Below are 14,751 nucleotides of genomic sequence, written 5' to 3' on the forward strand. Positions count from 1 at the left end.
AAACATATAATATGTAAGACAGCCCTTTGTCAGTCTGTTTTTTCAGCTTATTTCCTCCTCTTCGGCCATCCCCCAAACCAGCCCGGCAACAACAGCGTAAAATAGATAAGAAAAGACTGCCCTCCTCCGGGGCAGTCTTTCTTTGTTAAATATGAAACAGCCAGACGATTAGCGGCCCAAAGAATGAGCCAAGCACCGCACAAAGCGTCATTGAGACGGAACTCATGGATACGGCCAGTTCCCCATATTCCAATGCTTTGGAGGTGCCCAGTGCATGGGAGGCGCTGCCTAATGCGATGCCTTGGCCAAGTGAGCTGCGTATGCGAAGCCATTTTAAGACAAGCGGCCCGAGGATGACGCCTGAGAAGCCGGCAATCATGACAAATACGACTGTCATAGAAGGAACACCGCCAAGACCGGCGGCGATCTGAATAGCGACAGGAGTTGTGATCGACTTTGGCAGAATAGATAATAAGAGATCATGATCAATCCCGAATGCTTCTGCGAAGATCAGCCCGCTGATCATTCCCATGCATAATCCGACCAGGACTCCGCCTAGGATGGGAACACAATGTTTTACAATGATATGCCATTGTTTATAAAGCGGATAGGCCAGCGCCACAACAGCAGGCCCAAGCAAAGAATTGATCCATTTCCCCCCGATCATATAGCCTTCATACGAAACATGGAACATTATCAAAACCGCGACAATCAAAATTGTCGTTGTCAGAACAGGGATAAGAAATGGAAGCGGGAATCGCTTATAGAGTTTGACCATCGCTAAGTAAGCGGCAACTGTTAAAAGAATTATAATGATTGCGATACTTGCTTGCTGCATTTCTCTTTCTCCTCACGTTTTTTTGCTTTTTTCTCTAATAGCTGGCTGGCGAATCCAGCCGCAATGATCGTGACGATGGTGCTCAGAACGACTGTAATCAGCAACATCAAACCATTGAATGAAATGAGCGACGGGTATTTCATTACACCTGTCATAGCCGGGATGAACAACAATGGAAGAAAGGACAATAAAAACCCTGCTCCGTCTTGAATAAAGGAGACGGGAACAATACGGAGACCTAAACAGATCAGCAGCAATACCAATCCGACTATGCTACCTGACACCGGTAAATGAAACAGATGCTGAATGGCTTCCCCGATCATAAAAAATACATATAATATCAACACTTGCAACATAATTCGAATGACTTTCACATCAAGTGCCGCTCTCCAATGAGAACAGCTTCCTCCTTTCAGGTGACTTGCTTCTAGGATGGTTCTGAGGAATCGCTTTACTTTCTTTTTATATGATTGTACTATACAAGTATAATGATTGATTTAGTCATATAACGACTTGTATTCATTCAATTAATATACATTTGTATTATACAAGTATATATGATGTTGTCAATGCCGGAGATTGGAATAGGGAGCGAGAGCGATTGCAAAAACAAAATCCAGTTGAATTAATTGAATATGAGCTGACGACTTTTATCAGGAGAGCTGTTTATCTGGATCAATCTGAGAAAAGAACAGGGAATTTGGAGAGATCTTCGTACTTATTGCTGAGACAATTGGATGAGTTTGGGCCTGCCCGCGTAAAGGAATTAGCAGAATCGTTTAAGCTTGATATATCTACTCTTTCAAGACAAGCAGCTGCATTAGAGGCGAAGGAGCTCATCTATCGCTTCTCAGACCCTTCCGATGGGAGAGTCAGCCTATTTACCATTACAAAACTCGGCAAACAAACATTAAAAGCCGATCAGCAAAAGCGTCTTGAACGTTATGAACAGATGCTGAAAGAATGGTCAACAAAGGAAAAAGAGATGTTCGGCGAGCTACTGCAGCGTATGAACAAGGCCTTTATCGACTAACATTTAAAAACCCATGTGTTCGATGGAACAGCATGGGTTTTTCTTATGGTCAGAGATTATCTGCATCGTTTGACGGCAGCTAAAGCGACCAGTCCGGCAACAACAGCCGCTGATACAATCGGGCGCTTCGTAGCTTTCGTGTAGTAGCTTCTTGACCGCTTCCAGCCTTTATTTGTGCCCCTGTCATGCATGCCGTAGCCCGCTTCATAAAGCGCGCTTTCTTCCCGCTGTTTGGACGGTCTTTCAGCATGCTGGCTGTGGTACATGATTTTTTCCATCAGTCTGTCGGTCAGCCGGGGGAAAAGAGCACCCAGCATGGCAATGGCTTTTGCCTGTGAGCCGATGTACACGTCGCGCTTCGGGTGTTCGGCGGCAAAAAGGATGGCTTCGGCGGCCGCTTCCGGAGGGTAGATCAGCGAGCGGTAATGAGCCGGCTGTTTGTCCAGGTAGCTGTGCGCGTGTTCGTTGTAAGGTGTGTCAATTCTGCCTGGATGAATGAGCGTAACCGAGACGGGCGCCTGTTCTTTTTCGAGCTCCATTCGGATGCTTTCCGTCCAGCCGTGGAGCGCAAATTTGGCTGAGGCGTATGTGGATTGAATGACCGTTCCCCTGTCGCCGAACAGGCTTCCTACATTGATGAGTGCGCCCGGCACGCCTCTGCTGGTGTAGTGTTTGACGGCCGCTCTTGTTCCGTAAACAGGTCCCCAAAAGTTTGCGTCGAACATGCGCTTCATGTCTTCGACGGTGACGTCCATGGCATGTCCGAAGATCGAGACGCCGGCATTGTTGACCCATGTGTCAAAGCGGCCAAATGTGCTGATTGCAGTTTCTGCGATGCGGTTGACGTCTTCTTCTTTTCCGACATCCGCTTTCACCCATATGGCGTCGTGCCCTTTTTCCTTTAGTTCATCAGCGAGCTCCTTCAGCGCATCTTCATTTCGCGCTGCTGCGACAACCTTTGCGCCTTTTTCAGCTGCCATTCGTGCAGTGACAAGTCCGATTCCGCTTGAAGCGCCGGTAATGACAATCACTTGATCCTTGAGTTTTTTCAGTTTGATCTTCATTTTCATGCCCGGGTTCTGTTGTTCAAGCTTTTCTGTATTCGTGACTGAATAATCGTTTGTCATTGAGATCCCTCCTAGACGCTGTTTTTCTACATTTACCCCATCCGGGAGGGTCTTACCCTTTTTGACAATCACAGGGTTCTTTTTTATATTATATAAGTCGCTCTACCATACCTAGGAGGGAATGTTTTAATGACTAGCAGAGGAGATTCACGTGAAAAAATCCTTCACACGGCGTCACGTCTGTTCCAGCTGCAAGGATATCACGCGACAGGTTTGAACCAGATTGTGAAAGAAAGCGGTGCTCCTAAGGGATCGCTTTATCACTTTTTTCCGAATGGCAAAGAAGAATTAGCAATTGAAGCGGTTACATATACAGGGAAATTGATTGAACATTTGATACAGCAAAGCATGGATGAATCCTCTGATCCAATAGAAGCGATTCAGCAATTTATCAAAAAAACAGCCAGCCAATTTGACAACACAGAAAGCATTAAAGGGATTCCAGTCGGTTTGCTGGCGAGTGAGACAGCGTTAATCAGTGAACCGCTGCGGACGGTTTGTATGAAGGTGTTTAAAAGCTGGGAAGCGGTTTTTGCCAGAAAATTAGTGGAAAACGGATTTGCAGAAGAAGAAGCAAATCAGCTTGGAATGCTGATCAATTCGATGATTGAGGGCGGGATCATGCTTTCGTTAACGAATAAAGACAAAACGCCTCTTCTTCTCATTGCCGAACAAATTCCAGTGCTGGTGAGAAAAAAAGGGTAGCATTTTGTTATCCTTTCTCCTACAATTATATAGAACGGTCTAGTCAGATAGATGGTAGTATATAGACTAGTCTAAATTGGAGGAACAATATATGAAATCATTATGTGAAAATTCATTGCCTAAAGAAAAAATACCTTATTTGCTCCGCAGCGGAGAAGGTGAGCGCTATTTGTTCGGCAGACAGGTTGCCACGGTGATGGCGAATGGGAAGAGCACCGGCGATCTGTTTGAGATCGTGCTGCTTTCCGGGGGGAAAGGAGATGCCTTTCCGCTTCACGTCCACAAGGACACACATGAAGGGATTCTCGTTTTGGACGGGAAGCTTGAGTTGACGCTTGCCGGAGAACGCTATTTATTAGTGTCAGGCGATTATGCGAACATTCCAGCCGGAACACCACACAGCTACCGAATGCAAAGCCACAGAACAAGACTGGTGTCTTACACGATGAAAGGACATGTGGCACACATGTATTCCGTTATTGGGAATCCATATGATCACGCTGAACATCCGCCGCACGCAAGCGAAGAGGTGTCAAATGGGCAATTTGCAGAAGCAGCTACAGTAGCGGACATTACATTTCTGGATGAAGAAAAGGCTGCCGGTGCGGCAAAATTAGCGGAACTTGCAGAGCTTCCGGATGGATCGGTTCCATACGTGCTTGAGTCTGGAGAAGGCGACCGTCTATTGACGGGAGATCAGCTTCACCGCATTGTGGCTGCGCAAAAAAATACAGACGGCCAGTTTATCGTTGTAGTATCGGATGGCCCTAAAGGCGACCGAATCGTTGATCACTACCATGAACATCATACAGAAACATTTTATTGCCTTGAAGGGCAGATGACCATGTGGGCGGATGGAAAAGAAATCCAGCTGGATCCTGGAGATTTTCTGCATGTTCCTGCGAATACTGTTCACTCCTATCGCCTGGATTCCCATTATACAAAAATGGTGGGCGTATTGGTTCCCGGCTTATTTGAACCGTTTTTCCGGACGCTAGGTGAGCCGTATGAAGGCCACATCTTCCCAAGTGAGCCTCAGGCGCTGCGCTTTGATCGCGTTTTGCAGAATATCGAAGCATTAGATTTAAAGGTGATGAAACCATAAAAATGACAAGATTGTAAGGTTTCCATGTCTGCATGACACCTAAATCGATGTTTCTGCGCTCCTTTTTTTCATACCCTTAAAGTACAGAAAAAAGGAGCGTGATGGCTATGTCTTCATTACAGCCGACTTTGGCAAATGAGCGGATCGGCGTGCTTGATGTGCTAAGGGGAATGGCGATTTTCGGCATTTTATTTGTCAATCTGGCACATTTCAGTTATCCGGATATGTATTTGTCTATGCTTGGAAAAGAGAACTTTTTTACAGAAAAGTGGTCTGAAGCAGATTTTGCAGCAGCAGCCATACTGAAATTCTTCATCCAAACAAAATGTATTTTATTGTTTTCCTTTTTATTTGGATTTGGCATGGTTGTCATGATGGAGAGAACAGTAAGCAAAGGGAAACGGTTTGTTCCGCTATATGCGAGAAGGTTAGCGGCGCTTCTCTTGTTTGGAACGATTCATGCCTTTTTGATTTGGGACGGGGATATTTTAACGGAATACGCCCTGCTCGGCTTTGTTCTGCTTTTATTTCGAAAAGCAAAGCCGAAAACACTGTTGATATGGGCGGTTTCTTTGTATCTTTTGTTTTGCATTCCGTTTATTTTGACCAGCTTTTATCCATCAAACGGACAGGAATGGGCACAAGCGGTAACTCAGCAGGCAAAACAAGCGCTCCATGTGTACGGAAGCGGCAGCTTGAAGGACATTGCGGAACAGCGGATCCACGATCGTCTTGTTTACATGTCTTCAAATGGCATGCTTACGTATAACCCGCTCAACTTCTTCTTTGCATCCATTCCTTATTTCAGCATGTTTTTGCTGGGAGCTGCGGCGGCGAAGTCACGATATTTGCACGAACCCGGAAAGCATCGCAAAGGATTAAAAAGGGTGTGGATGGCTGGGCTAGTCATCGGCATCAGCGCCCAAGTGCTGTACAGTGTAACGGATAGGGAAGTATTTTTGCTGATTGGTGCGCCTTTTCTCATGTTTTTCTATGTCACAACGGTTGTCTATCTTTATCATAAAACAAGAGTGAAAACAGTGCTGCAATCTTTCTCCGCTGTTGGACGGATGGCATTTACCAATTATCTGATGCAGTCTATCGTGTGTACGTGGATTTTCTATCATTACGGCTTGGGGTTGTACGGGAAAGTGTATCCTGCTGCCGGCGTGCTCATCACGATTGCTATTTGTGCCGTTCAAATGGTCTTCAGCCATCTTTGGCTTCGGGTATTTCGGATGGGGCCGTTTGAGTGGCTGTGGAGGAGCGCTACGTATCTGGCGTGGCAGCCTATTGTAAAGAAAACAAAAGTCTAGATGCTTATTGGCGTCTAGACTTTTTTCTATTATTTATACACAACACGTGTTTTGCAAATGATGTCATGCAGGCCTTTTTTCTCTCCAAAGGCGATCATAATAAAACCAATATAAAAGATGATTCCAGATAAGATGTATGCAAAGTAACGGCCGATTCCCTGTCCGACAGAGACCCGTTCGCCTTGTTCATTGACCACTTTAAGGCCAAGAATTTTTTTGCCGAGTGTGCCCTGCATTTTAGAAGCAGTGAGCAGACCGTAATATAATACACTGATGACGAGCGTGATCAGCATAGTAGGCAAAAATGCAAGCGTCATGTATGTCACCATATACTCCTCTTGCGTCATGTAAGGGTCTGCTGCCACGGATCCAGCTACAAAAACAGTATTGATAATAAATAGAATAATATAACTAGGAACAGATACAATAATGCCATCAATAAAATAAGCTAAAAAACGAATCCAAAATCCTGCTGGTTTTTCCATGTATTTTTTTCTCTCCTTTGAATTAATCTGGAATAGTATACTTTGAAAAAAAAGCATGTGCAATATGATATGGTGATAAAATCCTGATATGCCTGAAAAATGAGTCTTTTATCCTTTGTTTTTTACTATATAAATATACTAGGAAGAACCATACGTTTGTGCATGTGTTCTGGAATTTTTTTTAAATGTAATGAATTTTCTATTCGGCTTATTTATAATGAAAAGGTTAATATTTCTATTTAAAGGAGGGGTTTGATGTCTAGAAAAAACAGCGTGGCAATCGTAACAATCATTTCTGCGTTCCTTTTTTGCGCCATGATTGCCGCTGCTTCACTTTCGCCGCTGGCCGAAACGGGAGGGGCGGCCAATCAGTTTAACTCAGTCGGCATGTGGTCAGCTATCGGTATGATCCTTGTGTTGTATCTCATTCCTTTTCTCATTTACATGCTTGGAGTTGATGCGATGAGGTATGTAATGGCGGTGCTTTGCGGCTTTGGGCTGCTGATTCATTTATCTTCGGCCGGTTTTATCTTGATGTTTAGTTTGTTCAGTGACCATCTGCTTTCTGAGGTGATCCTTGTGATTGGGGTTTGTCTCGCTGCGGCTGCTGTAAACGTCATTTGGTTTTTTGCCGCTTTTCGTTCTGCATCAAAAAAACCCGTTACAAGAAGTTTCACATAATTCCCTATATTTTGCTGTTCATAAAATGGATAATATGCTGTGCCTATTGCGATCAGAAACTATCAAAAAATAGTGGCTTTTGGGAAATAATCGAATGTGAGAAAAGGCTGGCGAGAAGGTCTCGGCAGCCTTTTTTGGTTAGTCAATCCAAATATTTATTTTTATAGATAACCTTTGTCCCGCAAATATAATCATGCAATGCCAGTTTAGAGGGAAAGGCGGCCATGATATAACCGATATACAAAATTCCTGATAGTGTGTAAGCGAAGAAACGGCCGAAGCTGTGCCAAAATGAAATTCGCACGCCATACTGATTGACAACGATTATTCCCATGAGTTTTTTGCCCAGTGTTGCTTGCATTTTTGAAGACGTCAGTAGGCTATAATAAAGAATACCGAAGATATATATGATGGCAATAACAGGGATTGTCCCGAATATCAATATAGAAAATGTATATTGTTCTTCTGTCATATAAAGGCTTGCTGAATCAATGAGAGGCAGGACAATTAAAGTGTTAATGAGAATCATAATAAAAGCAAAAAAATAGATAATCAAATCATCAATTATAGAGCGATTGCCCGAATCCAAAACCCTGCTGGTTTTCTATGTATGAATTTCTCTCCTTTGAAGTTTTCTGGGATATTATATGTTAGAGACTATAGGGTTTCAATGAAATATACTAGAGGAACTTTATCTTGTAACAAAATAGTGTTTTGTTGCTGTATATTGATTTATTTTCCTATTTGTATTGTAGATTAATAGGAAAATAGAAGAGTTTGGTGAAAAATAAAAGAGAACCTGCAAAATGATGCAGATTCTCTTTATTGTGATTATTTAGCGGCTTGAATAAATACACCTTTCTCATGAGAAAACTCTTTAAATCCGTATACCCCATGATAGGAGCCGATTCCGCTTGTGTTGACACCGCCGAATGGCAGGTTGACGTCACTGAAATGGACGACAACATCATTGATGGCGGCATTTCCTGATGTCGTATGCTGAAGGACGTTGTCAATCAGGTCTTGGTTGTGGCTGAATACATAAAGCGCAAGCGGTTTATCACGATCATTTACATAATCGATGACCTCGTCGATGTCTTCATAGTTCATCATCGGCAGGATCGGTGCGAAGATTTCCTCCTGCATGATTTTCATGTCAGGTGTGACGTTTTTCAAAACGGTTGGCGAGATCGTGCGGTCGCTGGCATCAAACACGCCTCCGAATACGACTTCCGCCCCTTTTTCGATGGCGTCGTCGAACAGGTCTTTGACGCGGTTGAAGTTGCGGTCATTGACGATCTGCGTAAATTTGCTGCGGTCTGGGTTGTAATCATCCTCCATAAATCCTGCGTTGACGATTGTTTGTAAAATCCCCGCGAACCTGTCCTGAACGTCTTTTTTAATGAACAGATAATCAGGTGCGATGCAGGTTTGGCCGGCGTTTACGAATTTCCCGACGGCGATCTTTTTCGCTGCGTCCGTGAGATCGTATTCACTGTCAATGATCGTTGGGCTCTTGCCGCCAAGCTCAAGTGTGACAGATGCCAAGTGTTTGGCCGCTGCTGTCATGACGATTTTTCCGACATTTGTGCTTCCAGTGAAGAAAATGTGGTCAAACGGCTGATCTAGAAGCTCGGTTGCCACCTCAACCTCTCCTTCAAAAATCGCGACTTCTTTTTCGTCAAAAGCGTCTCGAATCACTTTTGCGGCAATGTTGCTTGTGTTCATCGTAAAATCAGACAGCTTCACAATCGCGCTGTTTCCGGCTGCGAGAGAAGCGGCAAGCGGCGCCATCGTCAGCATAAACGGATAGTTCCACGGACCGAGGATGAGCGTTACGCCTTTAGGCTCGTACATGAGAATTCCGTTTGCGTCAGGGCTTAAAGATGAACCGACTTCTTTAGGCGCCATCCATTGTTCCAGATTGTTCATATTATCTCTGATCGCTTTTTTCGTTCCTTCGATTTCCGCTTTTTTGACCTCGTGATATGGTTTACGGACGTCTTTTCGAATCGCTTCGATGATTTCTTCTTCATGGGCAATGACGGAATCTAAAAAGCGCTGAAGCTTCTCTATGCGCTGTTCCGCTGTTGAAGCGCGCAGTGCTTTTTGCTGTTTTTTCTGAAGCTGAAAGACACGCTGAATGTCGTCTTTTACTTGCTGTTCCATTGTAAAATCCCCCTCATTTGCTTTCTTCTTTTCTCAGACCTATTATAAAGTGGTACCTTTTCTGTAAGAAAGACAACGGTGAACCATCTATACGTTACCGTACATATATCGAACATCTGTCTAATGATTGGGGGTGTCTTTTGTGCCGGAATCTGCTGAAGCTCAAGTGAAACAGGCGCTGCTGGCCTTATTGGAAGAAAGGGATATTCAACATATCACAATGAAAGAAATTGCTGAGAAGGCCAAAGTGAGCCGCGGGACGCTCTACCTTTATTATGAAGACAAGTTTTCAATCATTGAGGATGTGATTGAAGACATGAAGGAGGGGCTGGGCAAAGCGCTCTATGAGGCCTTCAGGCATATGGATACCCTCCATTTGAACAAAAAACGGCAAACTGTGCATCCGACTCTGTCCTTTGTTCACGAGCATCGATCCTTTTTTGGTACGATGATGAACAGAGAAAATGTTCATCGTTTTTTTAAGGATGTGTTTCAGCAGGATGTCCTGCTGGCTCCAATCCATGTGAACTTGACGCCGATCGAACGGGAAATCTACGGACATTACCGGGCTTTGTACACGTACGCGATTATCCTGTATTGGCTGAATGAGGATGCCGCGGCTTCTCCGGAAGCCATCAGCCAAAAGGTATGGGAGCTTGTTTCTCAAAAGAGGTTTTATTGGCTGTTTGGACAGGCTGCGTCAGGGGAGCGGCAAGAGGACAAGCAAATCGACAGGCGTGTGGTTCGAACGAGAGGGGCGCTGCAGAAAGCTTTGCTGGACGTATTGGCGGAGAAACAAGACTACGCGGCCATCACGATTTCGGATATTACCCGTAAAAGCAATATCCGCCGCGCAACCTTTTATGATCACTATGCCAGTAAAGAGGAATTGCTGCAAACCATGATTCAGCAATCATGTGCGGAGATCATAGATCACCTGACGATTGCCCCAAGTCCGAATGAGCTTTCTTTAGAGGATGCGGAGGAGGCGCTCGCCAGTCTGCTTTCTGCTTTATCAAACATGCCCATTGTGCATTTTCTCAATCGGGAATGGGGTGTTCCTCATGTGATACCTGATATGTTCAAAGCGCTGGAATCGTTTTATCTGCATCAGCAGACTGAGATTCATGCGGAGAAAAAGCTTTATGCCTATTATGTATCCGCGATGATTATCGGGCTGATTTTGTATCGGCTGGATGAAGGGAAGACGCATGCGCCAGAAGTGCTGGCGAGGGAGTTTTTGCAGTTTTTGGATGTGAAGAAGTATAAGGTGGTCTTGCTTTGAAGTGGCCCGGAGACTTGACCCGGGCTTTGTGTGGTTATGATACTTGGTCTTTTGCTTTTCTTTCTTTTAAGGTGAGATTGAAATAGAAGAGCCAATAGAATAAAAGCAATATTCACCGTCCAAGACTTCCAGCTTACAGTGGGGTCTAAAATCGTATTGAAGAGCAGGTGAACGATAGAAGAAAATGAAAAGAGTAAAAATAGTAGTTTGTTTTGTGACATAAATTGCGTGCCTTTCTGTCAAATACTAGAATTATACTAAAAACTAAAATAATTATACTGAAAAATGAACGAATAAATACGACTATAACCTATTAAGGGATATACTAAGTATTTCATTGAACTTTTGGCGCTTTAGCTCGTTTATATAAAAAAAGTGCATAGTTAAAATAGATTAGATATAAAGCAAGATTAAAAATACCTAACTCAAAAAAACAAGAAAGAGATATGCTAATGAAACCTCCTAAAATGATATAGGTATATAGCAATTTCATTCTACCAACTCCTAATAAATGCTAAATTTATTGTAAGATATAATAAACAATATGTAAAATATATATGGATAAGTGCAATATGTAGTTTTCATTTCTTTTTCCTGCCAGACAGCGGAAAAAAGAAATAGAGTAAATGAAGAGGGAGCTTAACCTAATGATTCAGGTTGAGCTCCCTTTTATTTAGCTATATCTATGGCTGATTCATATTTGATCATTAACGCATAAAATTGCGCAGACCATGTCTATTTCATTTCTTCCTTCCACTTCTCATCAATCAACATCTTCCCAGGCCATGTGTACGCCATGATGCCGCCGTCTGCGGTGATGTCCTCTCCTGTGACGTATGAGCTGTCGTCTGAGGCGAGGAATAACGCCACTGTCGCCATTTCCTTCGGCTGGCCGAGGCGGCCGAGCGGCGTGATCCATTTGTTGGCTTCGCGGAATTTTTCGCCCATTTCCTGTTCTTTGGTGCCAGCCAGTTTATCAATCAGCGGGGTTTCAATCGTTCCCGGAGAAATAGAATTGACGCGGATGCCGTTTCTTGCGTAGTCGATTGCCATCGCTCTAGTCAGGTTGGTGATTCCTCCTTTTGCAGCGTTGTAGCCGGAGCGGTCGAGGTCCGCGGCCCGGCCTGACATGGAGGAGGTGTTGATGATGGAGCCTCCATTTTCGAGCATGAGCGGAATCAAGTATTTGCTGCAAAGGAACGTGCCGCGCAGGTCGACGGCGATAATGCGGTCAAACAGGTCAACCGGATATTCGTGCACTTTTCCGCCTTCCTGATCAACCCCGGCGTTATTAAACAGAATATCAATCGTTCCGCAAGCATCCTTGATTTGATCAGCAAATGCTTTCACACTGTTTTCATCTGACACATCGAGGTGAAAAGCGTCCGCCTCTCCTCCGTTTTTTCTGATCGCTTCAACGGTTTCTTTCATTTGGTCTTCATTGATGTCTCCGATCATCACACGCGCGCCTTCATTGGCAAAAACCTCTGCCGTCGCTTGTCCAATGCCTGTCGCGGCGCCTGTGATGACTGCGGTTTTGTTTTCAAGTTTTCCCATTACACGAGTCCTCCTTTTTCTATTTGTCTTCCCGCTACGTGCAGTGATAAACATGCGAGAAAAGAAATGCCAGCATATGTTAAGATAGACTAGAAATTGTTGGGAGGTTTGTGTATTTTGAAAGTACAGCATAAGAAGGAGCTCAAGTTTTATTGCTTCGCCACGATTCCGTCCGCGTTTGTTGTGCTGACTGTCATCTCTTTTTTATTTAAAGAGATTACGTTTCCGATTGCAGCAAGTGCATTTCTCAATGCCTCGTGGCATAATCTATTGTTTTTGATCCCGTTCGGTTTGTTTTTCTACCCGGTGCATATATGGATGAAGCGGGAGTTTGGCCGCTGGAATGATGCAGAAAAAAAGAGAGGATGATGAAGCCTCTCTTTTTTTATGAGAATGACCGAGAAAAAATAGTGAAAGCAGACCTAAATAGTGTTAAATTTACATATATATGCATCTATCAATCTAATTGACAATTGTCACATCATGTGATAAATAGATGCTGAAAAGAGTTTACATAGCGTAACAACATATCAAAAAGGAGCGATCTAGAGTGGCTAAAAAAGAGTTTAAAGCAGAGTCCAAACGACTGCTGGATATGATGATTAACTCCATTTATACCCAAAAAGAAATTTTCCTGCGCGAGTTAATCTCCAATTCGAGTGACGCGATTGACAAGATCTATTACAAAGCGCTGACGGACGATGCGCTTACGTTTGATAAAGACAGTTACTACATAAAGGTCGCAGCTGATAAAAGTGCGAGAACGTTAACGATCTCTGATACGGGGATCGGGATGACAAAGGATGAGCTTGAGCAGCATCTCGGCACCATTGCAAAAAGCGGTTCCCTTGCGTTTAAAAAGGAAAACGAGCTGAAAGACGGCCATGACATCATCGGGCAATTCGGTGTCGGCTTTTACGCGGCGTTTATGGTTGCTGATGTCGTGACTGTCATCAGTAAGGCGCTCGGCAGCGAAGAGGCGTATAAATGGGAGTCTGCGGGTGCAGACGGCTATACGATTGAGCCGTGTGAAAAGGATTCTGTCGGTACAGACATTATCCTGAAAATCAAAGAGAATACAGAAGATGACAGCTATGACGAGTTCTTAGAAGAATATCGTTTAAAAGCAATCATTAAAAAGTACTCCGACTTCATTCGCTACCCGATCAAAATGGATACAACCATTAATAAGCCGAAGGAAGGCAGCGAAAATGAATTTGAAGAGGTACAGGAAGAACAGACAGTTAACAGCATGGTGCCGATCTGGAGAAAAAACAAAAGCGAGCTGACAGATGAGGACTATGAAAAGTTTTATGCTGAAAAGCATTACGGGTTTGATAAACCGCTGACACACGTTCATATCAGTGTGGATGGCGCCGTTCGCTACAACGCGATTTTATTTATTCCTGAAAACATGCCGTTTGACTATTATTCTAAGGAATATGAGAAAGGCTTGGAGCTGTATTCTAATGGCGTTCTGATCATGAACAAATGCGCGGATCTGCTTCCGGACCACTTCAGCTTCGTGAAAGGCATGGTCGATTCTGAGGATCTGTCTCTGAACATTTCCAGAGAAATGCTCCAGCATGACCGCCAGCTGAAGCTGATCGCGAAAAATATCAGCAAAAAAATCAAAAGCGAGCTGCAAAGCCTGCTGAAAAAAGACCGAGAGAAATACGAGACGTTCTACAAATCATTCGGCAGACAGCTGAAATTCGGCGTGTACAATGATTTTGGCGCGAATAAGGATCAATTGAAGGACCTCTTATTATTCTACTCTTCCAAAGAGAAAAACCTGGTCAGCTTAGATGAGTACGTATCCAGAATGCCCGAGGAGCAGAAATACATTTATTATGCGACCGGTGATTCATACGATCGCATAGAAAAACTGCCGCAAACGGAAATGGTAGCGGACAAAGGCTATGAAATTCTCTACTTCACTGAGGACATTGATGAGTTTGCGATTAAAATGCTGGCATCTTATCAGGAAAAAGAGTTTAAATCCGTATCAAGCGGAGACCTAGGCATAGACACGGATGAGGACCAAAAGCAGTCCGAGGAAGAAGAAAGCAAGTACAAGGATCTGTTTGAGGAAATGAAAAACATTCTGTCAGATAAAGTGAAAAACGTCAGAATCTCAAAACGACTCAAATCACATCCGGTCTGCCTTGCTGCTGACGGCGAAGTGACAATCGAGATGGAAAAAATCTTAAACGCGATGCCGGACAGCCAAAATGTAAAGGCGGAAAAAGTGCTTGAAATCAACCCGAATCATGAGGTATTCCAAACGCTGCAGGACGCATTTGAACAGGATAAAGAGAAGCTGAGCCTGTACACAAATCTTCTGTACAATCAGGCGCTTCTCATCGAAGGCTTACCGATTCAGGACCCTGTGGAATTCACGAACAATATTTGCAAGGTTATGGTGTAATAAAAAAGGAATCGTCCCT

Annotated in this window: 15 protein-coding genes; 8 read left to right on the forward strand and 7 right to left on the reverse strand. The window is 43.8% G+C overall.

Going from position 1 to position 14,751, the window contains the following annotated elements; genetic code table 11:
- Nucleotides 1–145: 145 nt before the first annotated feature.
- Both AC0C66_RS08815 and AC0C66_RS08820 read right to left on the reverse strand, forming a co-directional pair.
- The gene (locus AC0C66_RS08815; RefSeq protein WP_072182353.1) at nucleotides 146–838 is read right to left on the reverse strand and encodes an LrgB family protein; all 693 of its coding nucleotides are present in this window, start codon (nucleotides 836–838) and stop codon (nucleotides 146–148) included.
- Nucleotides 808–1,212 carry a CidA/LrgA family holin-like protein gene (locus AC0C66_RS08820; protein ID WP_041521109.1) on the reverse strand — a complete coding sequence of 135 codons (405 nt, stop codon included), beginning with the start codon at nucleotides 1,210–1,212 and terminating at the stop codon, nucleotides 808–810. The genes AC0C66_RS08815 and AC0C66_RS08820 overlap by 31 nt, the downstream gene beginning before the upstream one ends.
- A gap of 227 nt (nucleotides 1,213–1,439) precedes the next feature.
- Between AC0C66_RS08820 and AC0C66_RS08825 the strand changes: the two genes are divergently transcribed.
- On the forward strand, nucleotides 1,440–1,871 hold the full coding sequence (locus AC0C66_RS08825; protein WP_014115795.1) for a MarR family winged helix-turn-helix transcriptional regulator: 432 nt from the start codon (nucleotides 1,440–1,442) through the stop codon (nucleotides 1,869–1,871).
- A gap of 56 nt (nucleotides 1,872–1,927) precedes the next feature.
- Here AC0C66_RS08825 and AC0C66_RS08830 read toward each other — a convergent pair whose 3' ends face one another.
- Entirely contained in the window at nucleotides 1,928–2,998 is a 1,071-nt protein-coding gene (locus AC0C66_RS08830) for an SDR family oxidoreductase (RefSeq protein ID WP_072182351.1), read from the reverse strand.
- 129 nt (nucleotides 2,999–3,127) lie between these two features.
- Here AC0C66_RS08830 and yxaF point away from each other — a divergent pair, with 129 nt between their 5' ends.
- From yxaF to AC0C66_RS08845, 3 genes are all read left to right on the forward strand, one after another.
- Entirely contained in the window at nucleotides 3,128–3,703 is a 576-nt protein-coding gene (gene yxaF, locus AC0C66_RS08835; protein WP_014115793.1) for a transcriptional regulator YxaF, read from the forward strand.
- 91 nt (nucleotides 3,704–3,794) lie between these two features.
- Nucleotides 3,795–4,808: a quercetin 2,3-dioxygenase gene (locus AC0C66_RS08840; RefSeq protein ID WP_090556848.1), complete on the forward strand. Its 1,014-nt coding sequence runs from the start codon at nucleotides 3,795–3,797 to the stop codon at nucleotides 4,806–4,808.
- A 107-nt stretch (nucleotides 4,809–4,915) separates the two neighbouring features.
- Nucleotides 4,916–6,124, forward strand: coding sequence for a DUF418 domain-containing protein (locus AC0C66_RS08845; protein ID WP_014115791.1), 1,209 nt, complete (start codon nucleotides 4,916–4,918; stop codon nucleotides 6,122–6,124).
- Between the two features lie 29 nt (nucleotides 6,125–6,153).
- Here AC0C66_RS08845 and AC0C66_RS08850 read toward each other — a convergent pair whose 3' ends face one another.
- Entirely contained in the window at nucleotides 6,154–6,609 is a 456-nt protein-coding gene (locus AC0C66_RS08850) for an RDD family protein (protein WP_014115790.1), read from the reverse strand.
- A gap of 255 nt (nucleotides 6,610–6,864) precedes the next feature.
- Here AC0C66_RS08850 and AC0C66_RS08855 point away from each other — a divergent pair, with 255 nt between their 5' ends.
- Entirely contained in the window at nucleotides 6,865–7,290 is a 426-nt protein-coding gene (locus tag AC0C66_RS08855) for a DUF5391 family protein (protein WP_090556850.1), read from the forward strand.
- A gap of 142 nt (nucleotides 7,291–7,432) precedes the next feature.
- On the opposite strand, the gene AC0C66_RS08860 is transcribed toward AC0C66_RS08855, so the two are convergent.
- On the reverse strand, nucleotides 7,433–7,819 hold the full coding sequence (locus tag AC0C66_RS08860) for an RDD family protein (RefSeq protein WP_250621485.1): 387 nt from the start codon (nucleotides 7,817–7,819) through the stop codon (nucleotides 7,433–7,435).
- Between the two features lie 302 nt (nucleotides 7,820–8,121).
- Entirely contained in the window at nucleotides 8,122–9,459 is a 1,338-nt protein-coding gene (locus tag AC0C66_RS08865; protein ID WP_061186807.1) for an aldehyde dehydrogenase family protein, read from the reverse strand.
- 142 nt (nucleotides 9,460–9,601) lie between these two features.
- Between AC0C66_RS08865 and AC0C66_RS08870 the strand changes: the two genes are divergently transcribed.
- On the forward strand, nucleotides 9,602–10,744 hold the full coding sequence (locus AC0C66_RS08870; protein ID WP_072183548.1) for a TetR/AcrR family transcriptional regulator: 1,143 nt from the start codon (nucleotides 9,602–9,604) through the stop codon (nucleotides 10,742–10,744).
- A 735-nt stretch (nucleotides 10,745–11,479) separates the two neighbouring features.
- On the opposite strand, the gene AC0C66_RS08875 is transcribed toward AC0C66_RS08870, so the two are convergent.
- Complete coding sequence (locus AC0C66_RS08875) at nucleotides 11,480–12,301, reverse strand: SDR family oxidoreductase (protein WP_409509342.1); 822 nt, start codon at nucleotides 12,299–12,301, stop codon at nucleotides 11,480–11,482.
- A gap of 117 nt (nucleotides 12,302–12,418) precedes the next feature.
- On the opposite strand from AC0C66_RS08875, the gene AC0C66_RS08880 reads away from it, so the two are divergent.
- Nucleotides 12,419–12,670 (forward strand): hypothetical protein, encoded by a 252-nt coding sequence (locus AC0C66_RS08880; RefSeq protein WP_014115784.1) that lies wholly within the window; start codon nucleotides 12,419–12,421, stop codon nucleotides 12,668–12,670.
- Between the two features lie 181 nt (nucleotides 12,671–12,851).
- Nucleotides 12,852–14,732: a molecular chaperone HtpG gene (gene htpG, locus AC0C66_RS08885; protein WP_461845867.1), complete on the forward strand. Its 1,881-nt coding sequence runs from the start codon at nucleotides 12,852–12,854 to the stop codon at nucleotides 14,730–14,732.
- Nucleotides 14,733–14,751 lie beyond the last annotated feature (19 nt).

Source organism: Bacillus sp. VA13 (assembly GCF_055710085.1).

Excerpts from the sequence above, each read along its gene's own strand:
- AC0C66_RS08815 (WP_072182353.1), bottom strand. The coding sequence starts at position 838 with ATGCAGCAAGCAAGTATCGCAATCATTATAATTCTTTTAACAGTTGCC.
- AC0C66_RS08830 (WP_072182351.1), bottom strand. The coding sequence starts at position 2,998 with ATGACAAACGATTATTCAGTCACGAATACAGAAAAGCTTGAACAACAG.
- yxaF (WP_014115793.1), top strand. The coding sequence starts at position 3,128 with ATGACTAGCAGAGGAGATTCACGTGAAAAAATCCTTCACACGGCGTCA.
- AC0C66_RS08840 (WP_090556848.1), top strand. The coding sequence starts at position 3,795 with ATGAAATCATTATGTGAAAATTCATTGCCTAAAGAAAAAATACCTTAT.
- AC0C66_RS08845 (WP_014115791.1), top strand. The coding sequence starts at position 4,916 with ATGTCTTCATTACAGCCGACTTTGGCAAATGAGCGGATCGGCGTGCTT.
- AC0C66_RS08850 (WP_014115790.1), bottom strand. The coding sequence starts at position 6,609 with ATGGAAAAACCAGCAGGATTTTGGATTCGTTTTTTAGCTTATTTTATT.
- AC0C66_RS08855 (WP_090556850.1), top strand. The coding sequence starts at position 6,865 with ATGTCTAGAAAAAACAGCGTGGCAATCGTAACAATCATTTCTGCGTTC.
- AC0C66_RS08860 (WP_250621485.1), bottom strand. The coding sequence starts at position 7,819 with ATGATTCTCATTAACACTTTAATTGTCCTGCCTCTCATTGATTCAGCA.
- AC0C66_RS08865 (WP_061186807.1), bottom strand. The coding sequence starts at position 9,459 with ATGGAACAGCAAGTAAAAGACGACATTCAGCGTGTCTTTCAGCTTCAG.
- AC0C66_RS08875 (WP_409509342.1), bottom strand. The coding sequence starts at position 12,301 with ATGGGAAAACTTGAAAACAAAACCGCAGTCATCACAGGCGCCGCGACA.